At 73.4% G+C, this 21751-nt stretch carries 19 protein-coding genes; 11 read left to right on the forward strand and 8 right to left on the reverse strand.

Annotated features, from left to right (window positions below; translation table 11 throughout):
* Nucleotides 1–4: 4 nt before the first annotated feature.
* Nucleotides 5–238 carry a DUF167 domain-containing protein gene (locus BLQ62_RS18200; protein WP_068568138.1) on the reverse strand — a complete coding sequence of 78 codons (234 nt, stop codon included), beginning with the start codon at nt 236–238 and terminating at the stop codon, nt 5–7.
* A gap of 41 nt (nt 239–279) precedes the next feature.
* Between BLQ62_RS18200 and BLQ62_RS23445 the strand changes: the two genes are divergently transcribed.
* Both BLQ62_RS23445 and BLQ62_RS23450 read left to right on the forward strand, forming a co-directional pair.
* The gene (locus tag BLQ62_RS23445) at nt 280–879 is read left to right on the forward strand and encodes a CHAP domain-containing protein (RefSeq protein WP_068568136.1); all 600 of its coding nucleotides are present in this window, start codon (nt 280–282) and stop codon (nt 877–879) included.
* Nucleotides 876–1751 (forward strand): patatin-like phospholipase family protein, encoded by an 876-nt coding sequence (locus BLQ62_RS23450; protein ID WP_068568134.1) that lies wholly within the window; start codon nt 876–878, stop codon nt 1749–1751. Before BLQ62_RS23445 ends, BLQ62_RS23450 begins: the two co-directional genes overlap by 4 nt.
* Before the next feature lie 78 nt (nt 1752–1829).
* On the opposite strand, the gene BLQ62_RS18210 is transcribed toward BLQ62_RS23450, so the two are convergent.
* The 3 genes from BLQ62_RS18210 to BLQ62_RS18220 are packed head-to-tail and all read right to left on the reverse strand — an operon-like array spanning nt 1830 to nt 6129.
* Nucleotides 1830–2231, reverse strand: coding sequence for a nuclear transport factor 2 family protein (locus tag BLQ62_RS18210; protein ID WP_068568132.1), 402 nt, complete (start codon nt 2229–2231; stop codon nt 1830–1832).
* 16 nt (nt 2232–2247) lie between these two features.
* Entirely contained in the window at nt 2248–5532 is a 3285-nt protein-coding gene (locus BLQ62_RS18215) for an error-prone DNA polymerase (RefSeq protein ID WP_068568130.1), read from the reverse strand.
* A 57-nt stretch (nt 5533–5589) separates the two neighbouring features.
* The gene (locus BLQ62_RS18220) at nt 5590–6129 is read right to left on the reverse strand and encodes a TetR/AcrR family transcriptional regulator (protein WP_068528735.1); all 540 of its coding nucleotides are present in this window, start codon (nt 6127–6129) and stop codon (nt 5590–5592) included.
* 46 nt (nt 6130–6175) lie between these two features.
* On the opposite strand from BLQ62_RS18220, the gene BLQ62_RS18225 reads away from it, so the two are divergent.
* Nucleotides 6176–7216 carry an FAD-dependent oxidoreductase gene (locus tag BLQ62_RS18225; RefSeq protein ID WP_068568128.1) on the forward strand — a complete coding sequence of 347 codons (1041 nt, stop codon included), beginning with the start codon at nt 6176–6178 and terminating at the stop codon, nt 7214–7216.
* Here the strand turns inward: BLQ62_RS18225 and BLQ62_RS18230 are convergent, their stop codons facing one another.
* A complete protein-coding gene (locus BLQ62_RS18230) occupies nt 7217–7675 on the reverse strand; it encodes a MarR family winged helix-turn-helix transcriptional regulator (RefSeq protein WP_231857709.1) in 459 nt (152 codons plus the stop codon).
* Nucleotides 7676–7770: 95 nt separating this feature from the next.
* On the opposite strand from BLQ62_RS18230, the gene BLQ62_RS18235 reads away from it, so the two are divergent.
* From BLQ62_RS18235 to BLQ62_RS18245, 3 genes are all read left to right on the forward strand, one after another.
* Entirely contained in the window at nt 7771–8679 is a 909-nt protein-coding gene (locus BLQ62_RS18235) for an amidohydrolase family protein (protein WP_068528726.1), read from the forward strand.
* A gap of 23 nt (nt 8680–8702) precedes the next feature.
* Entirely contained in the window at nt 8703–9974 is a 1272-nt protein-coding gene (locus BLQ62_RS18240; RefSeq protein ID WP_068568126.1) for a serpin family protein, read from the forward strand.
* An 87-nt stretch (nt 9975–10061) separates the two neighbouring features.
* A complete protein-coding gene (locus tag BLQ62_RS18245) occupies nt 10062–11426 on the forward strand; it encodes a serine/threonine-protein kinase (protein ID WP_068568124.1) in 1365 nt (454 codons plus the stop codon).
* Nucleotides 11427–11436: 10 nt separating this feature from the next.
* Here the strand turns inward: BLQ62_RS18245 and BLQ62_RS18250 are convergent, their stop codons facing one another.
* The 3 genes from BLQ62_RS18250 to BLQ62_RS18260 all read right to left on the reverse strand — a co-directional run bounded on the left by BLQ62_RS18250 (nt 11437) and on the right by BLQ62_RS18260 (nt 15639).
* On the reverse strand, nt 11437–13038 hold the full coding sequence (locus BLQ62_RS18250) for a DNA polymerase Y family protein (RefSeq protein ID WP_068568122.1): 1602 nt from the start codon (nt 13036–13038) through the stop codon (nt 11437–11439).
* The gene (locus tag BLQ62_RS18255) at nt 13035–13757 is read right to left on the reverse strand and encodes a hypothetical protein (RefSeq protein WP_139184241.1); all 723 of its coding nucleotides are present in this window, start codon (nt 13755–13757) and stop codon (nt 13035–13037) included. The genes BLQ62_RS18250 and BLQ62_RS18255 overlap by 4 nt, the downstream gene beginning before the upstream one ends.
* A gap of 382 nt (nt 13758–14139) precedes the next feature.
* Nucleotides 14140–15639: an amino acid permease gene (locus tag BLQ62_RS18260; RefSeq protein ID WP_068568119.1), complete on the reverse strand. Its 1500-nt coding sequence runs from the start codon at nt 15637–15639 to the stop codon at nt 14140–14142.
* A 394-nt stretch (nt 15640–16033) separates the two neighbouring features.
* Between BLQ62_RS18260 and BLQ62_RS18265 the strand changes: the two genes are divergently transcribed.
* From BLQ62_RS18265 to BLQ62_RS18285, 5 genes are all read left to right on the forward strand, one after another.
* Nucleotides 16034–18151, forward strand: coding sequence for a DUF6421 family protein (locus BLQ62_RS18265; protein ID WP_231857708.1), 2118 nt, complete (start codon nt 16034–16036; stop codon nt 18149–18151).
* Nucleotides 18148–18852, forward strand: a complete 705-nt coding sequence (locus BLQ62_RS18270) for an SDR family NAD(P)-dependent oxidoreductase (RefSeq protein WP_068528704.1) — start codon at nt 18148–18150, stop codon at nt 18850–18852. Before BLQ62_RS18265 ends, BLQ62_RS18270 begins: the two co-directional genes overlap by 4 nt.
* Complete coding sequence (locus BLQ62_RS18275) at nt 18849–19898, forward strand: threonine aldolase family protein (RefSeq protein ID WP_068568115.1); 1050 nt, start codon at nt 18849–18851, stop codon at nt 19896–19898. The genes BLQ62_RS18270 and BLQ62_RS18275 overlap by 4 nt, the downstream gene beginning before the upstream one ends.
* Before the next feature lie 79 nt (nt 19899–19977).
* Nucleotides 19978–20526 carry a CGNR zinc finger domain-containing protein gene (locus tag BLQ62_RS18280; protein WP_170842924.1) on the forward strand — a complete coding sequence of 183 codons (549 nt, stop codon included), beginning with the start codon at nt 19978–19980 and terminating at the stop codon, nt 20524–20526.
* 16 nt (nt 20527–20542) lie between these two features.
* Nucleotides 20543–21715 carry a serine/threonine-protein kinase gene (locus tag BLQ62_RS18285; protein WP_068528695.1) on the forward strand — a complete coding sequence of 391 codons (1173 nt, stop codon included), beginning with the start codon at nt 20543–20545 and terminating at the stop codon, nt 21713–21715.
* The last annotated feature ends 36 nt before the right edge of the window (nt 21716–21751 follow it).

Below are 21751 nucleotides of genomic sequence, written 5' to 3' on the forward strand. Positions count from 1 at the left end.
TGCGTCAGTCGTCGACGGCGAAGCGCTTGAGGCGGCTGGTCTGCCCGGCGACCAGCCGCACGCGCGACTTCGGCACCCCGAGGTGGGAGGCGAGCAGTGCGACGGCGGCCTTGTTCGCCTTCCCCTCGGTGGCGGGCTCGCGCACGAACAGGGTGAGCGCGCCGGCGTCGTCGACCTCCACCGCGGGCCCCTTGCGGCTCCCCGGCTTGATCGTGCAGGCGACGGTGCGGGGGCTCATCGCCCCATGATGACAGGTTCACCACTGAGTACAGTGGATTCATGGGGTTGAGGAAGGCCGGGATCGCCGTCGCCGCGATGATCGCCGCGCTCGTGGTGCTCGCGGCCGGGATCGTATGGCTCTCGAGCGCGTACGAGACGCCGCTCACGAAACACCTGCCGGCGGAGCTGAAGCCGCGCGTCTACCCGGCGGTCGACATGACGGGTCTCGATCCGGCGCGCGTGCGGATCCTCGAGAACGTGCGTCGCGAGTTCGACGCGAACCGGCCCGGGACGTACTTCTCCGAGGGCGTCGAAGAGCCGTGGTGCGCCGACTTCGTCTCGACGGTGCTGCGCGATTCCGATCTGGCGCTGCACAATCCGAACTCCGGTACGTGGCGCATCCCCGGGGTGTACACGCTGACCGAGTACTTCCAGCGCGAGGGCCGGCTGCGCCCCGCGGATCACCGCCCCACGCCCGGCGACGTGGTCCTGTACGCGCCCGAGCACCCGGCGATGCGCCAGCACACCAACTTCGTCGTCGCGGTCTCCGGGGACGAGGTCACCACGGTGGGCGGCAACCAGGAGGGCGGCATCAGCGCGTGGCGCTACCGCCTGCCCGAGACCTTCGGCATCGTCGGGTACGGGATTCCGGTCCGGTGACCGTCCTCGACGCGCTGCGCGCCCGGATCGCCGCCGGCAGCCTGCCCGGAAGTCGCACCGACGGCCTGCGGATCGCCGTGTGCATCGAGGGCGGCGGCTCGCGCTCGGCGTACTCGGCGGGGATGGCGCTGGCTCTCGACGAGCTGGGCCTGCTCCCCGCCGTCGACGCGGTGTACGGCACCTCCGGCGGCGGCCTCAACGCCGCTTGGCTGGTCTCCGGCGAAGGCCGGCGGTGGTTGCCGTCGTGGGGCTGGGAGGAAGTGCTGGCCGAACGCGTGGTGCACCCGCGCCGGGCGCTGCGCGGCGGGGCGGTGGTGGACACCCGGCACCTGGTGGAACGGGTCTACACGGACGTCACGCCGATGAACTTCACCGCGATCCTCGCCAACCCGATCACGTTGCACCCCTTGGCCGTCGATGCGCACACCCGCCGCGTCGCCGATCTCGCGCCCTACCTCACCGACGCCGGGTCGGTGCGGACCGCGCTGCGCGCGACGACCGCGCTGCCCTTGCTCGCCGGGCCACCGGTGCGCCTGGCCGGGCGGGAGTTCCTCGACGGCGGCCTCGCCGAGAAGGTCCCGCTCGCGACGCCGATCGAGCAGGGTGCCACGCACCTGCTGATGCTGCGCACCGTCGAAGCGGCGACACCGCCGCGGTCCTCCCGCGCCGAGCAGTGGATCCTGGGCGCCTACTTCACCGCCCGCCGGGCCGCGCCCGCCCCGCAGCCGCCGGAGCCGGGTTCGGCCGAGGTCCTGCAGGTCTGGGTCCCGCCGGGCAGCCCGCCCGTCGGCCGGCTCTCGAGCGACGGTCCGCTGATCACCCGCGCCGTCGAGATCGGCCGCGAGGCGGCACTCGCCACACTCACGGCGTGACTCCCCCCGATCCGTTCCCTCCCCACCGGAACGCCCGGCGAATCGGTGGGGAGAGAACGGATCGGGGGGGCGGTGGGGTCAGCGGTCGACGACCGGCGTGCCCTGATGGAAGAGCACCGACCACCGGTTCTCGCGGCGGCGCCACACGGTGAGCCGGCGGGTGACGCGCGCCCCCTGCGCCAGGGTGTAGGTGAGCAGGTAGACCGACGCCCCCGTGGCTCGCACCTGGAACTCGCTGGTCTCCCAGTCCGATTCGTCGGGGGGAGCCGCCAGCCGCTCCGCGACCACCGACCGGACGTACTCGCGGCTGTAGCGCCGCCCCGAGGCGCCGACCTCCCAGAAGTCCGGCGCGACCGCATCGTCGAAATCGGCGAGGGACCGCCACGCCGGGCCGTGGAAGACGGGCTCGCGCCGACGAAGTTCTTCGAGCACCCCGCGCAGCTCGGGGGCGGTGGTCCGGTCCGGTTCCTCCTCGATCACTTGCCTAAGGCTACCCTCACTGCCAATCGCGGGACCGCGAGGGCACCGAGAGGTCCATGCGCTGCAGCCTGTCGGCGACGACGGTGACGGCCCCCTCCGCGTTCTGCAGCTTTCCCCGCACCAGGAGCGCGGGCGCCGACTGCGCCAGCCTCCGGTAGCGCGCCCACAGCCCCTGGCTGCACACCACGTTCACCATGCCGGTCTCGTCCTCGAGGTTGAGGAAGGTGACGCCGCCCGCGGTGGCGGGCCGCTGCCGGTGCGTCACAGCCCCGCCCACCAGCACGCGGTCCCCGTCGGTCAGGGAGAGCAGCCGCTCTGCCGGGATCACCCCGAGCCGGTCGAGGGTGGGTCGGAGGAACTCCGTCGGGTACTTGCCGACGGTGACCGAGGTGGCCCACACGTCCGCCGCTGCGAGCTCCGTCTCGCTCATCCCGGGCAGTGCGGGCGGCGCGCCCGCGGTGGCCGTGCCCGGCAGCCGGCCCGGCCGCTCCCGCGCGGCGGCGCCCGCCTCCCACAGCGCCTGCCGCCGGTCCCGGCCGAAGCAGTCCAGCGCGCCGGAGGTGGCGAGCGCCTCGGACTGCGCGACGGTGAGCTCGACGCGGCCGGTGAGATCGGTGAGACTCGTGTACGCGCCGTGCGCCTCCCGCTCGCCGACGATGCGTTCGGCCAGATCGTCGCCGATGGTGCGGATCGCGGCGAGCCCGAGCCGGACCTCCTCCCCCGCGCTCTCCAGATCCGCCCACGACAGGCTGCGGTTCACGCACGGCCCGTGCACGAGGACGCCGTGCCGCCGCGCGTCGGCGACGAGGGACTGCGGCGAGTAGAAGCCCATCGGCTGCGCCCGCAGCAGCGCCGCGCAGAACGCCGCCGGGTGATAGAGCTTGAACCACGACGAGTAGAACACCAGCGAGGCGAACGACTGCGAATGGCTCTCGGGGAAACCGAAGTTGGCGAACGCGGCCAGCTTCTCGAAGATCCGGTCGGCCACCTCGCCCTCGAGGCCGTGCCGGCGCCGCGCACCGTCGTAGAAGCGCTGCCGCAGCTGCTCCATCTTCTCGGTGGAGCGCTTGGAGCCCATGGCGCGGCGCAGCTGGTCGGCCTCCGCCGGGGAGAAGCCGGCGACGTCGGTGGCGAGCTGCATGAGCTGCTCCTGGAACAGCGGCACCCCCAGTGTGCGCTCGAGGGCCTTCCACATCGACGGATGCTCGACGGCGGGCTCCTCCTGGCCGTTGCGGCGGCGGATGTACGGGTGCACCGAGCCGCCCTGGATGGGGCCGGGCCGGATGAGGGCGACCTCGACCACCAGGTCGTAGAAGTTCCGCGGCTTCAGGCGGGGCAGCGTGGCCATCTGCGCGCGGGACTCCACCTGGAAGACGCCCACGGAATCGGCGCGGCAGAGCATCTCGTACACGTTCTCGTCCGCGAGGTCGAGCTGCGCGAAGTCCACGTCGATGCCCTTGTGCGCGGCGAGGAGGTCCTTCGCGTAGTGCAGCGCGCTGAGCATGCCGAGGCCGAGCAGGTCGAACTTGACCAGGCCCGCGGCGGCGCAGTCGTCCTTGTCCCACTGCAGGACGCTGCGATCCTCCATACGGGCCCACTCGGTGGGGCAGACATCGGCGATGGGGCGATCGCAGATCACCATGCCGCCGGAGTGGATGCCCAGATGCCGGGGCAGATCGGCGATCCGCGTGGCCAGCTCGACGACCCGCTCCGGAATCCCCTCGGGCACGGGATCGTTCCGCCATCCCCAGCTGGAGATCTGCTTGCTCCAGGCGTCCTGCTGCCCCTGCGAGTAGCCCAGCGCCCGCGCCGTGTCGCGCACCGCGGACCGGCCGCGGTAGGTGATGACGTTGGCGACCTGCGCCGCGTACTCGCGGCCGTAGGTGCGGTAGACGAACTGGATCGCCTCCTCACGGCGATCGGACTCGATGTCCACGTCGATGTCGGGCGGACCGTCGCGTTCGGGGGCGAGGAAGCGCTCGAAGAGCAACTGGTTGCGCACCGGGTCCACCGCCGTGATGCCCAGCGCGAAGCACACGGCCGAATTGGCGGCGCTGCCGCGGCCCTGGCACAGGATGTCGTTGCGCCGGCAGAAGGTGACGATGCTGTGCACGATGAGGAAGTAGCCGGGGAAGGTGAGCGTTTCGATCACGTTCAGCTCGTGCTCGATCTGCCGATAGGCCTTCGGGTTCCGCTCCGGCGGTCCGTAGCGCTCCAGCGCGCCGCGCCGGGTCAGCTCGCGCAGCCAGGTGGCCTCCGTGTGGCCCGGCGGGACGTCGAAGGGCGGCAGGTTCGGCGCGATCAGCTTGAGACTGAAGGCGCACTCGGCGCCGAGCTCGGCGGCGGCCGCGATGGCCCCCGGGTGCTCGGGCAGCAGCAGCGCCATCTCGTCGCCCGAGCGCAGGTGCGCGCCGCCCGCCGCGGGCAACCAGCCGTCCAGCTCGTCGAGGCTGCGGCGCGCCCGGATCGCCGCGAGGGTCGAGGCCAGGCGCCGCTGGTCGGGCCGGGCGAAGTGCGCCCCGGTGGTGGCGACGGTGCCCACCCCCATCCGGGCCGCCACACCGGCCAGCAGGTGGTTGCGTTCGTCGTCCTCGGGCACGCCGTGGACGGTGAGTTCCACGCTCACCCGCTCCTCCCCGAACCGGTCGACGAGCTGCGCGAGGGCGGCGGCGGCACCGTCGGGACCGCGGTCGGCGAGCGCGCGCCGGACGGCGCCCTTGCGGCAGCCCGTGAGGATGTGCCAGTGGCCGCCGGCCCACTCGGCCAGGCGATCCGGATGGAAGCGCAGCAGCCCCTTCTCCCCCGCCTCCATGTGCGCCTCGGCCATCGCGCGCGAGAGGCGGCGGTAGCCCTCCTGCCCGCGGGCGAGCACGAGCAGGTGCTCCCCCGCGGGATCCTCCGCGCCGGTGCGCTCGGCATCGCGCTCCAGCGACAGCTCGGCCCCGAAGACCGTGGGAACACCCAGTTCCAGTGCGGCCTCGGCGAATCGGACCACCCCGTAGAAGCCGTTGTGATCGGTGACCGCGAGAGCCTTGAGCCCCAGGGCGTGCGCCTGCTCGACCATCTCCTCGGGCTGGGCGGCACCGTCGAGGAAACTGAACGCCGTGTGCGCGTGCAGCTCGGCATAGGGCACGCGCGAGACGCCCGGCCCGGCACCGGCCGGAACGTAGGGCTCGCGCTTGCGGGACCACGCCGGGGAATCGCCCCCGTCGCCCGGAGGCTCCTCGCGGCGCACCGGCGCCCGCCCGGAGAGCACCCGCTCCATCTCCGACCAGCTGCGCGGCCCGTTTCCCCAACCCACACCTCGATTATACGCTCACACGTTCGACATGTGAGCGTTGATCGAACGGATGGCGGCTCAGGCGAGGCGCGTGAGCAGGATCTCCAGCGCGGGCCGGGGATCGAAGTCCTCGACGGGCATGGCGAGCTGCCGCATGACCAGCGCATCGGTCGCGTCCATGACCAGCGCCGATTCCGCGAGGCCGAGACCGATGGCGGCGCCGATGCGTTCGCCGACCACCTCGACCGCGCGCCGGCCGCGGCGCAGCGGCTCGCGCAGGTCCGGCTCCACCGAGGCGGCGGCGAACAGGTTGAGCCGGGCCACGCCCCGCACCCTCCCGTCGCCGACGGACCACCGGACGAACTCGGCGAGCCGGTCCGCCACCTCCTCGGGCGTCGACGTCTCCACCCCGTCGAACGCGGCCCAGAACGCGAGATCCTCCTCGACCATGCGATCGACGATGCCCCGAACCAGGGCCGCGCGCGAGCGGAAGTAGTTCGAGGCCGTCCCCGCGGGCACGCCGGCGGCAGCATCGACGGCACGGTGCGTCAGACCCCGCAGCCCGAGCGTGCCGAGCACCTCGACCGCCCCGTCCAACACCTCGTCGCGCCGTCCCATGGGCGAGCACTTTACCCAATACTACACACGTAGTAGCGTCGGAGACATGTCCACGGCAGCGATCATCGGCGGAGGAATCGGAGGACTGGCCACGGCGGCCCTCCTGACGCGGCAGGGGTGGGAGGTGGAGGTCCTCGAACGGGCCGCCCGCCTGCCGGACACCGGTACCGCCCTGGGGATGTGGCCGGAAGCCATGGCGGTGCTCGAACAGGTGGGCGCCGCGGACGCGGTCCGCGCGATCGGCATCGACCAGCGGATCGCCGAGATCCGCAGCGCCTCCGGGCACCGCCTCGGCCCCGAGATCAGGGCGCGCGGCGCCACCGTCCTCCTCTCCCGGCCCCGGCTGCTCGAAGCCCTCGCCGCGTGCGCGCCGGCGGTCCGCTTCGGCGAACCCTGTACCGGCATCGACGGATTCGAGCACGACGTCGTCATCGGCGCCGACGGGATCGGCAGCGTCGTGCGCACCCACGTCCTCGGCCGCGTGGTGCAGCCGCGCCCGCTGGGTGTGGACGTGCTCATCGGCCGCTGCCCCGGCGAGACCGACACCTTCACCGAATACTGGGGCCCCGGAAGGCTGTTCGGGGTGACACCGCGCGACGGCGACTACATCAACTGGTACTCCGAGTTCGATCCGCGCGCGATCCCCGCGGGCACACCGGACCCCGGCACCGACCCACGGGACTTCCTCCGCGCGATGTACCACGGCTGGGATCGGCGGGTGGCCCGGACGATCGAGGGTATCGAGGCCGCATCGGCGCTGCACTACCACTCGCGGGACCTGCCGCGACTGCCGCGGATCGTGCGCGGCAACGTCGCACTGATCGGCGACGCCGCGCACGCCATGGCGCCCAATCTGGGCCGCGGCGCCTGCGAGACCCTGCTCGACGCGGCGGCACTGGCGACGGCGCTGGGGCCGGCCGGCGCCGGGCGCGACCACGCGGACGCGCTGCGCGCCTATGAGTCGGAGCGTCGCCGGGCCGGACAGCGCACCATGCTGCTCTCCCGGATGATGCGGCACACGGCGCTCACCGCGCGGTTGCGCACGCCGCGGGACCTGGTGCTGCGCGCGGTGGCCGCGGTGGCCTGATCAGGCCTCGCCGGCGAGCCCCGGGGTGATCTTGCCGAGCGCGGTGCGCAGCGCGGCGACGTCCTCGTCCGCCAGGTGGTCGAAGACGAGGCGCCGCACCTCTTCCACGTGGCCGCGGGCAGCTCCGTCGAGGGCGGCGAAGCCCGCATCGGTGAGCTCCGCGTACGCGGAGCGCCCCTGCGCGTGCCGCACCAGCCAGCCGCGGTCGCCCAGCTTGCGCAGGACGTGCGAGAGGCGCGACGGGGAGGAGTTGGCGGCCTCGGCGAGGGCCGAGAGTCCCAGCGTGCGCTCGGGGGCCTGCGAGAGCTGGGAGAGCACCATGAATTCGTAGTGGGTGATGCCGGCATCGGAGCGCAACTGCGTGTCCAGCTTGGCGGGCAACCGCATCGCGACGTGGATCAACGGCAGCCAGGCCGCCATCTCCTCGGTCGACAACCACCGGGGGTCCCCCGCGCCCACAACCATCTCGTACCCCCGAACATCACGTCGCCCCCAGTTTACCGGCTCCGCATTTCGGTGAACGGTGCCTCACCGACGTGGGTACATTGACCGGTATGAGCAGTCCGAGCACGACGCCGGGGCCGGCCTCCGACGAGGAGATCCCCGCCTACCTGCAGGCCCTCGGCATCCCCGGCCTCGCGGACGTCCACGTGCACTTCCTGCCCGAGCCGATGTTGATCAAGGTGTGGGACTTCTTCGACCGCGCGAGCAGCGAGTACGGCCGGGAGTGGCCCATCCGCTACCGGTTCGACGAGGACACCCGGCTCGCACTGATCCGCGGCATGGGCGTCACGGCGATCCCCGCGCTCACCTATCCGCACAAGCCCGGGATGGCGGTCTGGCTCAACGAGTGGTGCGCCGAGTTCGCGCGCCGCGTGCCCGACGGCATCCACTGCGCCACGCTCTACCCCGAGCCCGGGGTCGGCGAGTACGTCGCGCGGGCGGTCGCCGAGGGTGCGCGCCTGTTCAAGATGCACGTCCAGGTAGGCGTCTTCGCGCCCGACGATCCGCTGCTCGATCCCGCCTGGGAGCTGCTCTCGGACGCGAGGATCCCCGTGGTGATCCACGCCGGATCCGGCCCCGTCGAGGGCCCGTACACCGGGCCCGACCGGGTCGAGGCCGTGCTCCGGCGCCACCCGGACCTGACGCTGGTGATCGCACACCTCGGCATGCCCGAGTACGACCGGTTCGCCGATCTCGCCGAGCGCTTCCCGAACGTGTACCTCGACACCACGATGGCCGCGACCGACTTCACCGAGCGCACGGCGCCGATGCCGCCCGGGTACGTCGAGCGGCTCGGCGCGCTCGCCGACAAGGTGGTGCTGGGCAGCGACTTCCCCAACATCCCCTACGAGTACGCGCACCAGCTCTTCGGGCTCGCTCGCCTGGGCCTGGGCGACGAGTGGATGCGCAAGGTGCTGTGGCACAACGGCCGCGCGCTGCTGGAGCGCGCGGGCGCCTGAGCGCGGGCCGTACGATGGCCCTCATGCAGATCCGGCGCGCCGTGACGGCGCTGATCGTCGCGGGGACCCTCGCCGCGTGCGGTGGCGCCCCGCCGAAGCCGGAGACCCTCTCCCTCGACCGCTCGAAGGAGCACTTCGAGCAGGTGGGCGTCGACGAGACGCGCGACGACGTCACCGCGCTGGTCAACACCGCGACCCGCCTCGGTGCGCGGCTCGCGACCGGCGACACGGCCGCGGCGAGCACCGCCGTCTCGCCGTGGTCCGCCCTGAGCCTGCTCGGCATGCTCCGCGCCGGGGCGCAGGGCGAGACCGCCGCGCAGCTCGACGGTGCCGGGCTCGGCGCGGCGAAGGACCTGCCGCGCGCGATGGCCGCCCTCACCGGCCAGACCGCGCAGTGGGCCGGCGATCCCGGCACCGTGCCCACCGGCACCCCGCCCGCGACACCGCTGTTCCAGTCGCAGGTCGCGCTCCTGACCGCGAAAGGGCCGGAGGAGGACCGCGTCCGGCCGGCCTACCTCGACGCTCTCTCCACCTCCTACGACACGGGCGTCTACCCCGCGGACTTCGGCCGCGGCATCGGGGCGCCGCTCGGCGAGTGGGTCGCGGTGAACACCGGCAGCAGTTTCCGCTCCGCTCCACTGCGCACGGACGCCGACACCCGGCTCGCGGCCGCGACCACGGCCTACCTCGCCGCCGCCTGGCGTTTCCCGTTCGACGCCGCTCGCACGCGACCGGCACCGTTCACCGCCGCCGACGGCGCGGTCCTCGATCCACTGACCATGCGCGGCACGGTGCCCGCGCGCGTCGCGGCCGGGGAGGGCTTCTCGGCGCTGCAGCTCGACTACGGGACCACGCTCGCCCTGCAGATCGTGCTGCCCGCCCCGGGCACGCCGCTCGCCGATGCGGCCGGCGAGGGCAGGTTCACGGCGGCGCGGATCGCGCTGGCGGGCGCACCGTCGGCGCCGCACGAGGTGAGCCTGCCGAAGTGGCGCAGCACCACCTGGACAGGGCTGGTCGAGCCGCTGCGCGACGCCGGCCTGACGGGACTCTTCGCAGGCCCGGGCCTCGAGGGCATCGCCCCGGGATCGCCGACGGTGACCGACGCCCGCGCCGCGGCCGTGCTCACGGTGGGCGAGAAGGGCACCGCCTCGGACACCGCGACGACACCCGCGACGCCCGAGCCGGGGCCGGGGCCGGCCCCGTTCGTCGTGGACCGGGCGTTCGCGTACTCCGTGGTGGACACCGCGACCGGACTGCCGCTCCTGATGGGGACGGTCAACCGCCCCGGCGCCTGACGCGCGAGTCCGGCGACGCTGTCGCATCGAAACTCTTCCCCGGGTTATCTTTTCGCCAAAGTCTCGACTTCACGTTAAGGTTGAGGCATGACCTCGACGCCTGCCCGCCCGCTCCGCGCGGCGGCTCGTTCCGCGTGGGCCCTCACGGGTACCGCGCTGCTGGCCGTGCTGATCGCGCTCGTCGCGGGCGGCGCCGCCTTCCTCGTGGCCGCGGGGACCACACCGCCCGCGCCGGCCCAGGAACGGGAGAACGCCGAGAACACCCGCGTCGCCCTCAAGGCCGCCGACGAGTCGCGCGCGCTGTTCGGCCTGCTCTCCAACGCCGTGGTCTCCGCCGGGAACGGGCTGAACACCTCGGCGAACTCCGTGCCGCAGATCTTCGACAGCATCGACACCGCGAAAACAGGTGCCCAGCAGTTGGTCTCGGGGCTCGACGAGGCCTCCTCACTCTCCGCCGCACTGAACCAGGTCAACCGGGCGACCGCGACGCTCGGCGGCGCCCTCGAGCGGACGCAGGGGCTGCAGCAGGTGGCGGCCGGTACCCGCGCGACGCTGGTGGCACTGCGGGGGCGGCTGATCGAGCACCCCTCGCCCGGCTCCGCAGAGGCGATCGCGCAGCTCGACCGCGCGCTGGCCGGCTCGAAGGGTGTGGGCGCGCTCGACGACGTGGCCGGCCTGCGCAGCACCCTCTCGACCATGACGGGCAGCCTGAGCAGCGCCTCGGCCACTGCGGACGCCTCGCTCACTTCCGCGCGGAGCGCCGCCCGGCAGTTGCGGGACGGCCTGACCGAGCTCGCCTCGGCCCGCAAGGACGTCACCGCCTCCGTCGCCAACCTGACCACCGGCGTGGGGCAGCTCAAGACCGCCCTGGGCGCCATCGACGGCCAGCTGGCCCTGACCCAGACGCGGCTGCGCTCGGTGACCAGCGCCCCCGCGCCGGCGCCGGACCCCGGTATCGCGCGCCCGCTCGCCTGGGGCCTGGTGGTCGGCGGCGCCGCGGGCGCGGTGACCTACCTGCTCGCACTGGGCGTCGCGCACCGGCTGCGCCGCCGGGCGGACGCCGGGACCGGGGCCGTCGCGGGCACGGAGCCGGCGGTGGTGACCACCGTCGAGAGCGCCCCGGCGGAGATCGCCGGGCTCGGCCACGACCGGGTGCTGCCGCCGCACACCGAGGACGGCGCGGTGCCGGCGGAGGCGGAGGCGAATGGCGCCGCACCGGCGTCGGAGACTGAACCGCAGACCGTGCCGGAACCGGAGGCCGAGCAGGAGGCCGAGCAGGAACCGCAGACTGAGCCCGAGGCGGCGGCCCCCGGCGCGCAGACGCCGGCGGGCGAGGCGTCGTCGGCCTCCTCCGGGCAGCGGGCGCGACACCGCCGGAACCGGTTCCGGCCCGCCCCGGCGGACGACACCAACCCCTATCTGTCGGTGGCCTTCTCGGGCAGCGCCGGCTGACGCTCGGCCGCTACTCGTACACACCCTCGACCTCCCAGCTCCCGGCGTACTGCAGCAGCAGGGCACGCCCGTCGTCGCGGCCGGGCGCCGGCTCGAGCAGCACCTGGGCGCGAGCGCGGAGTTCGGCGGCAGCGTCCGGCGCCCACCACCGCTCGTCGATCAGCCACGGCCCCGCCCACCAGCGCAGCGCCCAGTCGCGCGAGCCCCACGCGAGATGCGTGGGCTCACCCGTGAAGGCGCCGCGGTCGGTGACCCGCACGGCGGCCCCGGCGGCATCGGTCATGGTGACCGCGGCGCCCGTGATCAGTACCGACGGCGCCGGTTCCGGCATGCGGCCCGGCCACGGCGCCGCCGGATCCCGGGCCGGGAGTACCTCGTCGCCCAGCGGCACCCAGGTGACCCGCTCGGCCGGGCCGCGGCCGCCGCTGCGCACGCCCACGCGCACCGCCTCGCCGCCGAGGAGTCCCTGCACCCGCACCAGCGCCCGGCGGAACCGGGCGGCGGCATCGGCATCGTCGCCCCACATGCCCGCCTGCAACGCACCCGCGTCGACCACCTCCACCGGCTCGAGCCGCAGCAGGGAGATCGGGGCGCCAGGGCCGTTCTCCCCGCCCCGCTTCGCGGACCGGCCGCCGGTGAGCCAGCCGTCGATCTGCCAGCGCACCCGGTCGGCGGTGCCCTCCGGGGTCAGCGGCTCCGCGCACCGCCAGATGCGGCTGTGCCGCATCCCGTTCTCAGCGATCGCGGAGACCTCCAGTCGCAGGCAGGCCACCCCCGCCGCGGAGAGCTTCCCGTGCAGCTGCGCCGCCAGAGCGCGCCCCGCGAAGGCCGCCGCATCGACCCGATCGATGGGCGGATCGGGCCGCAGCTCCACCTCCAGGCCGGGCGGCAGGGCCGCGGTGGACGGCGGCCGGTCCGCGATCGCGCGGGCCTGCCGGTGCGCGGCGATCGCGTCGGTCCCGAACCGGGTCGCCACATCGGCCGCCGAGAGCTCCGCGAAGGCGCCGACGGTGCGCAACCCCAGCCTGCGCAGCAGATCCAGCAGCTCGGAGCGCTCCCCGGCGGCGAGCGCCGGCTCGGCCCCCAGCTCGGCGATGGGCAGCGGCGCGAGGAAGGCCGCCGACTCCCCCGGCGGCACGACGACGCCGCGCCGCGCGGCCAGGGCCGCGGTGAAGACCTCGTCCGCGATGCCGGCGAGCGACTCCGCGCCCACCGAGGAGGCCGCGTCCACGAGGCGCTCGGCCGCCTGCTCCTCGCCGCCGAAAAAGCGCGCAGCACCCCGCGCGGGGATCACCACGAGGCCCGGGCGCAGCACCTCGATGAGCGGGATCAGCGCGGCCACGGCCCCCGCCACGGGCTCGAAGAGCCGCGCGTCACGGCCCTCGTCGGCCTGGGCGACGTGCAGCCCCGGGCAGCGGGCCTGCGATTCGCGCCGCTTCATGCCGCGGCGCACCCCGTCGACCCGGGCCGCGGCGTTGCAGGCGACGACGCGGTTGCCGTGCAGTACCGCGACGGGGTGATCCGGCGGCAGATCCGCATCCGCGGCCGCGGCGGCCGCCGGCCAGTCCGGGCACCATAGGGCGAGGATGCGCTGCTCGCGTGCGGCGCTCATCGGGCCACCGCCAGGCCCGACGGTCCGCCCTGGGCCGCGCCCCGGTGGGGATTGACGCAGCCGCGGCCGCGGGCGGAGAAGACCAGGTCGATCCCGCGGATCCGGCCGCGGCCCGGCCGGGCGCCCAGGCCGGTGTAGCCCTGCACGCGGGCGCCGAGGTGCAGCGAGGCGCCCTCCCAGCGGCCGCCGGTGACCAGCAGCACCGATCCCCGGGAGCGGGCCCGGGCGGCGATGGCCCGGCCCCTGCTGGGTGGGACCGCGATGCCGCCGAGCTCGCACAGCACCACGTCGGCGCCGTCGAGCAGGATCGAGGCGACGGCCACCGGATCCGCGAGCGGGCCCTCGATGAGCGCGATGCGCTCCGGATCGGCCCCCTGTTCGAGTGCGGCGGCCATGCCGAAGCCGGTGACGCCGCACAGCGCGACGCTCGACCCCGCGCCGGAGACGGTGGCCACCAGCGAGACGGCGAGCGAGCCGGCACCCGCGATCTCGGCGACGGTGCCGCGCGGCAGGCCGCCGCCCGGGAGCAGCCGGGCCAGCTCCGCGTGCACCGGCAGCACACCCATGCCGAGCTGCGACGATTCCTCCTGCAGCGGCGCCTGCACGAGTGCCTGCGCCTTCGCCGGACGATGCTTGTCCGGTAGCGCCGCGAGCCGCTTGCGCAGCTCCGCGAGCTTCTCCTCGCGGTTGCCGGACACCGCCTGAATACGTGCGGACACGTGTCACACCCCTCCCCTACCGTCGGACTCCGCGTTGTTCGATCAGTGCGGAAGCCGAGCCACGGGGAAGGCATGACTAGAACTTCTGTTCGATCTGGTCTCAGCGTAAGACCGGTACCGGAGCGGCGTCAAGCGCCGAGGTGAGAGCGGTTCCGCAGCGCGATGCGCTCAGCGCATCGCCTGATCACCGCAGGTCACACCCACCTTCTGCGGCGCGGTGGTGTGTCGCGCGCATCACCGCGCCGGCCGGGCACCGTCCTCGCCATGACACGCATTCGAGTGCGCGAAGGTCATCACTCCCGAGACGTCGCGGCGCACGCGGACGAACGACGGCGGATCGCCCGCAAGCCGGGCGATCCGCCGTCGTCGAGTGGTCGGGCGATCAGCCCACGGGGTCGGGATCGCGGTGCGCGGAGGCCGCCGCCATGGGCGAGAGGTCCGCGGTGCGCAGGTCGACGGTCGGCGTCTTGGTGATGAGCTTGTGGCCCCACCACAGGCCGACGAACAGGATGAGCGCGGCGTACGAGGTGAGCCACAGCCCCAGGCCGCCGTCCTCGCCGCCCTCCACCGCGAGGTAGTACTGGCCGGCGATGACCGCGACGCACATGAGCAGCGCGACGATCGGGCCCGCGGGGTACAGCCACGCCTTGTAGGGCAGCTCCTTGAGGTCGCGGCCCTGCAGGTTCCACGCCCGGCGGAACCGGTAGTGCGCCCAGGCGATGCCGACCCAGGTGACGAAGCCCGCGACCGAGGAGGCGGTGACCAGCACCGTGTAGGCCTTACCGTCGCCGACCCGGCTGGCCACGAAGCACAGCGCGCCGATCGCCGCGGTGGCGGCGACCGCCGCCGCGGGCACGCCCGTCCGGCTGACCTTGCCGAAGATGCGGGGCGCGTTGCCCTCGACGCCCAGGCCGTACAGGGCGCGGGTGGCCGCGTACAGGCTGGCATTGCCCGCCGAGAGGATCGCGACGAGGATGACCGCGTTCATGATCGAGGCCGCCGCGTCGATGCCGGCCAGCTTGAAGACCAGGGTGAAGGGCGCCACCGCGACGTTCTCGTCCGAGGCGTCCAGCAGCTCGGGGCTGGTGTACGGGATGAGGAAGGCGATGATGGTGAGCGTGCCGATGTAGAAGAGCAGGATGCGGAAGAAGACCGTGCGCACCGCGCGCGGGATCGCGCTGCGGGGCTCGATCGCCTCGCCGGCCGCCACCGCGACCATCTCCGTGCCCTGGAAGGCGAAGCCGGCGATGAGGAAGACCGAGAGCATGCCCAGCGGCCAGTCCACGAAGGGCGCATCGCCGATGGTCCAGTTCTCGAAGCCGGGCGACGGGCCGCCGATCACGCCGAAGACCATCAGCACGCCGACGATGAGGAAGACGACCACGGCGATCACCTTGATCGAGGCGAACCAGAACTCGGCCTCGCCGAAGGCCTTCACCGCGAACAGGTTCAGGGCGAGCAGGCCGCCCAGGAAGATCAGCGACCAGACCCATGAGGGCACGTCGGGCAGCCAGAACTTCATGATCAGGCCCGCCGCCACCACCTCCGCGGCGAGCGTGATCGACCAGTTGAACCAGTAGTTCCACCCGGCGGCGAAGCCGAAGGACTTGCTGACGAACCGGCTGCCGTACTCCTCGAACGGGTTGCTGCACGGCATGTACGCCGACATCTCGCCGAGGCTCTGCATGAGGAAGAAGACCATGATGCCCATGACCGCGTAGGCCACGAGCGCGCCGCCGGGCCCGGCGTCGTGGATCGTGGCGCCCGAGGCGACGAACAGGCCGGTGCCGATGGCGCCGCCCAGGGCGATCATGCTGATGTGCCGGCTCTGCAGGCCCTTGCGCAGGGCGGGATCCGGGGTGATACCGAGTGGACTGGACACGCGACGGACAGTAGCGACCGCACATCGATTACGCCAGCTTTTCCGAATTCTGTTTTCGAGCAACCGGATAAAGCTCTCGAACGCATCGGCGGGACGCGGCGGCACGCCCGCACGACGGGCCCCCGGAGGCCCCGGACGGCGCCCCCCGGCGGCGGGAGGTGCACGACCACCTCCCGCCGCCGGGCCACACCTCGCGGGCCCCTTTCCGCGCGGCCGCACCCACGGCGGCCAACGATCGTCCCCACCGCCGGCGACCTGCGCGAACACCGGCCTCCACAACGTCCGACGGGGGCACTCCCACCGATTCCGCTACCGGAATCGGCGCGGAGGCGTTAAAGTTGCATCAAGATTTCGTAAGAGGCAAAAGGTAGGTACGTCTATGTCGGATGGTGCGGTGTTCCCCCGCGTCCAGATCGAGCAGGCCCGCAGCTGCGCGTGGGCCACCTCACTCGAGCGGGCACGCGAGATCGCGCCGGCGAACCCGGCGGATTCGAGCCTCGCCACCGCCGTCGACCTGCTGCGCCGCCGCGGCATGACGGTCACCGATCACGAAGCGCCGCAGGTGAATCCGGGATCTCTGGCCGCCGCGGACGTCTACGTGGTGCCGCACCTGGCCCGCCCCGGCCTCGAGCGGACCACCGGCGATCTGCCGCCCGTCTTCGCGCCCGCGGAGCTGGACGCCATCGAACAGTACGTCCGTACCGGTGGTGGCCTCGTCGTCCTCGCCGAGTGCGACACCGCCACCTCGGGCAGCAATCTCGACGAGCTGCTCGCCCGCTTCGGCGTGCGCGTCGAGTCCCTCGTGGTGCAGGAGCCCGCGGGCGATCGCCGCTGGCACGACAACGCGACCTGGGTGCGCTCCGTCGTCGCCCCCGAGCTGGGCGGGCAGGGCCTGGTCTCCGCCGTCGAGGAGGCCTGCTTCTACCGCACCGGCGTGCTCGACCTCTCCGACGCGCAGGACGCCACGGTGCTCGCCCGCACCAGTGCCACCGCCTCGCCCGCCGACCGTCCGCTCGCCGCGGCGCTGCGCGTGGGCCGCGGACGTGTCGTCGTCTTCGCCGATTCCGACCTGTTCGGCGACGACTCGATCGGCGAGCTCGACCACCGCACCCTGTGGACCAACGTGGTCACCTGGGCCTCGGGCACGCAGGAGGCCGCCGCCGAGGGCACCGTCTCCGCCGCGGCCCGCAGCGCCGACTGGGCCGCCCTCAAGGGTGCCGTCGAGGAACTGCGCGCCCTGCAGAGCAAGGACGGCTCGGTGCCCGAGACCGCCGACCACGCCCGCGCCGGCGCGCTGACCGACGAGATCGTCGCCCGGATCGCGGCGCTGGCCCCGCTGTTCCCGCACGACGCCGACTACCTCGCTGCGCTGCCCCGCGACTTCCGGCGCTGGGCCGAGGGCGGCTTCGGCAAGCCCGACTTCGGCGAGTCCCTGGCCGCCTTCCGGCCCGATCTCAGCCGCACCGACGGCGCCGAGCACCTCGTGGTCTTCCCCATGTACACGCAGAACGGCAACGCGAGCAAGGTCTTCGAGGCGGTGCTGCTGCACGTCGTGTGGCCCGAGTGGCTCGCCGACGTCGAGCGCCGGTACACCAACCGCCAGTTCCTCTCGGTCGCCTTCGAGGACTTCACCCCCGGCTACGACACCAACTCCGCGGTCCTGTTCCCCGAGACCGTGACGGTGGCGCAGACCCCCGAGTTCCACTGGGGAGCCATCTTCTGCGACCGGGAGGCCGCACGCTTCCGCCGTGTGACGGGCGCCGCCGCCGAGGTCCTCTCGCTGCAGCTCCCGCCCGACGGTGAGCGCCTGGTCGCCTCGCAGGAGCTGGCCCAGTCCACCTTCGCGATGTGGGACCTGATCCACGACCGCACCCACAGCCGCGGCGATCTGCCCTTCGACCCGTTCATGATCAAGCAGCGGATGCCCTACTGGCAGTACGCCCTCGAGGAGCTGCGCTGTGATCTGACCACCTTCCGCGAGGCGTACCGGCTCGAGCAGGAGGGCCACCCGTACGGCCTCCCCGTGCAGTTGGCCATCCTGTGCGACAGGCTCTTCCGGTTCTCGATCACCGGTGACCGGGTGCGCAACTACGACGGCCTCGGCGGCCAGCTGCTGTTCGCCTACCTGCACCGGCACGGCGCACTGCGCTGGCGCGACAACCGGCTCTCCTTCGACTGGAAGGAGCTGCCGCTCCAGGTGATCCGCCTGACCGAGGAGGTCGAGGAGCTCTACCGCACGGGCATCGACCGCTCCAAGGTCGGCCAGTGGCTCGCCAGCTACGAGTTCGTCTCCTCCTACGTCGCACCCGGGCCCGGGTCGACGTGGGCCAAGGGCGCCGACGCGCTGCCGCTCGACGGCGAGCCCCGCGCGCTGGTCGACCTGGTGCTCCCCGACGAGTTCCCGCTCAACGTCTTCTTCGAGGCGCTGCAGCGCAAGCTGCGCGACGTCATCGACTCGACGCGCGGCATCACCGCGGACTCCGCCCCCACCCTCGCGGGAGCCGGCGCGTGAGCGCGCAGGCACAACGCCTGGTCGTCGTCACCGGCGCGAACGGCGGCCTCGGCACCGAGGTGGTGCGCCGCCTCGTCGAGACCGGCGCCGCGGTGGCGGCCGTCAATCGCGACGAGCCCACCGCCGAGCTCGCCGCGATCGGCGGCGTCACGCACTACCGCGCCGATCTCGCCGACCGGGAGGGTGCGCACGAGGCCGCCCGTGCCATCACCGCCGAGCACGGGCGCGTCGACGGCCTGCTGCACCTGGTGGGCGGCTGGCGCGGCGGCGTCCCGATCGAGGAGGCCGACCCCGCGGACTGGGACTTCCTGGAGGCGGGGCTCATCCGGAGCCTGCAGAACACGACCCAGGCCCTCTACCCCGCGCTGGCGGCGAGCGCGTCCGCGCGCGTGGCGATCATCTCGTCCACCTCGGTGGCGAAGCCGACTGCGAAGAACGCGATGTACGCCACCGCCAAGGCCGCCTCCGAGACCTGGACGCTGGCACTGGCGGACGCCTTCGCGGGCACCGGATCGGCCGCGGTGATCGTCCGGGTGATGGCGCTGCTGACGCCGCGGATGCGGGCCGATGCACCGGAACGGAAGTTCCCCCGGTACACGCCCGTCGCCGACGTGGCGGCGCACCTGGCGGGGCTGTGGGACGCCCCCGCCGAGCAGATCAACGGCACGGTGACGACACTGGTCCCGGAGGTGACGAAGTGACACGACTGCACGATCCCGCGCAGCGCGGTTTCGCGAGCGACAACTACGCCGGGGTGCTGCCGGAGGTGCTCGAGGCGGTGGCCGAGGCCAACCTCGGCCACCAGGGCGCCTACGGTGCCGACGTCTACACCGCGGCGCTCGGCGAGCGCATCCGCGAGCTGTTCGGCGACGCCGCACGGGCGTTCCCGGTGTTCAACGGCACCGGCGCCAACATCGTCGCGCTCTCCTCCGTGTCCGATCGCTGGTCCGCCGTGGTGTGCGCCGACACCGGCCACATCCACGTCGACGAGGGCGGCGCACCCGAGAAGGTGGCCGGCCTCAAGCTCTTCGTGGTGCCCACCGACGGCGGCAAGCTGACGCCGGAGGCGATCTCCGCGGCCGTCCCGGACCGCGCGGGCGACGTGCACTGGGCCCAGCCCCGGGTGTTGTCGGTGGCGCAGTCCACCGAGCTCGGCACCGTCTACACCCCCGACGAGCTGCGCGCCCTCGCGCAGTACGCGCACGAGCGCGGGTGGCTGCTGCACGTCGACGGCTCCCGGCTGGCCAACGCCGCCGCGAGCCTCGGGACGAGCCTGCGGGCCATCACCACCGACGTCGGCGTGGACGTGCTCAGCGTCGGCGGCACCAAGAGCGGCCTGCTGAGCGCCGAGCTCGTGGTGGTGCTGAACGAGGGCACCGCCGGCGGTGTCGAGTACGTCCGCAAGCTCTCGATGCAGCTGGCCTCCAAGCAGCGCTTCCTCGCCGCCCAGTTCCTCGCCCTGTTCACCGACGATCTGTATCTGCGGGTCGCGGGCCACGCGAACGCGATGGCCCGGCTGCTCGCGGAGCTGGTGGGCGCGATCGACGGCGTCGTGATCACCCAGCCGGTGCAGTCCAACGCCGTCTTCGCCGAGCTCCCGCGCGCCGCGAGCGAAGCGCTGATGGAGCGGGTCCCGTTCTACTTCTGGGACGAGATCCGCGGCGAGGTGCGCTGGATGTGCGCGTGGGACACCACCGAGGAGGACGTGCGCTCGTTCGCCGACGCGGTCGCCCGGCAGCTGTCCTGAGCGGCCCGTCCGCCCGATCATCGCGCCGGACCGCGGGATTGGCGGTCCCGGTCGCGCCACCACTAGCATTCGCAGGATCATGTTCTCGTACGACACCCGCTCCGCGCTCGCCAGCGCGGCCGATCTGGTGAACACCGCCCCCGATGCGCGCACCGAGCGCGCGGAGCGCCTGCCCGACGTCGAGGCGCTGCGGGCCTTCGTCGAACGCTGGGGGTGGACCGGCCCGATCCCGCTCCGCGAGGACGAGCTCAGCCGCGTGCACGCCGTGCGCCGGGTGCTGCGCGGCCTGTGGGACCTCGCGGACGACGAGGCCGGAACCGTCGACCTGGTGAACCGGATGCTGCGCGACGCGGCGGTGCTGCCGCAGCTGGTCCGGCACGACGACTGGCCGTACCACCTGCACGGCTGGAACGACGCCACCCCGATCGCGGAGCGCTTCCTGGCCGAGCCCGCGATGGGCATGGTCGACGTGGTGCGCGCCGGGGCCCTCGACCGGCTGCGCCGCTGCGCCGCACCGGACTGCGCCGGGGTGCTCGTCGACTTCAGCCGCAACAGCTCCCGCCGGTTCTGCGACGACGGCTGCAACAACCGGCTCAATGTGGCCGCGTACCGCGCGCGCCGGGCCTGACCTCTAGGATCGACACGTGGCTGAATCGACGGGTACGGGCGGTGCGATCAGGGGCGTGCCCGGGCCCGATCACCTGGTGGCGGGGCGCTACCGCCTGACCTCCAAGATCGGCGGCGGCGGCATGGGCGCCGTGTGGCTGGCCCGGGACGAGCGCCTGGACCGCGACGTGGCCGCCAAGCAGGTCATCTCGACCGAGGGCCTCACGCAGGAGGAGGCGGACGAGCTGCGCCGGCGCGCCCTGCACGAGGGCCGGCTCGCGGCCCGGCTGCAGCACCGCAACGCGGTCGCGATGTACGACGTGGCCCTCGACCGCGGCGAGCCCTGGCTCGTGATGGAGTACCTGCCCTCGCGCTCGCTGGCCCAGGTGCTGCACATGACCGGCACCCTCCCCGAGCGGCAGGTCGCCCAGATCGGCGCACAGGTGGCCGACGCCCTGGCCGAGGCGCACGAATCGGGGATCATCCACCGCGACATCAAGCCCGGCAACATCCTGATCGCGAACCGCGGCCGCGCCTCCGGCACGGTGAAGCTCTCCGACTTCGGCATCGCCCGGGCCGAGGGCGACGACGCCGGCCCCGCCGGGATCATCACCGGCACGCCCGCCTACTTCGCCCCGGAGGTCGCCCGCGGCGGCGAGCCCTCCGAGGCCTCCGACCTGTACTCCCTGGGCGCCACCCTCTACACCGCCCTGGAGGGCGCTCCGCCCTTCGGCGTCGATGAGGACTCCATCGCACTGCTGCACAAAGTCGCACTGGGACAGATCAATCCGCCGAAACACGACGGACCGTTGATCCACGTCATCCTGGACATGCTGCAGCCGAGCCCGAAGCGCCGGCCGTCGCTCACCGAGGCGCGCGACCGGCTCGCCACCGTCGCGGCCGGGGGTGGCAATCCCGATGCGATCCTCGCCGCGCCGCTGCAGGCCTCCGAGGGCGCGCCCGCGGTCTGGCTGCGACGGTCCGCCGGCGAGCGCGGCCCGGCCGAACGCGCGAACGCGGCGCGGACGGCACCGTCGGGCCCGATCGAACGCACGCGGCCCACCCCGCCGGCGCCGCGGCCGAGCGCCTACACACCGCCGCCGGTGGCGCCCCCGTCGGGGATGTCGAACATCGTGCTGGCGGCCTGGATCATCGGCGGCTTCATCGTGCTCGCCGCGATCATCGCCGGCGTCATCCTCGCGCTGGGCTGACGCGATACCGGCAGCGCGCGGCCACGACCTCAGCGG

Source organism: Tsukamurella pulmonis, assembly GCF_900103175.1.
Classification (GTDB): Bacteria; Actinomycetota; Actinomycetes; order Mycobacteriales; family Mycobacteriaceae; genus Tsukamurella; species Tsukamurella pulmonis.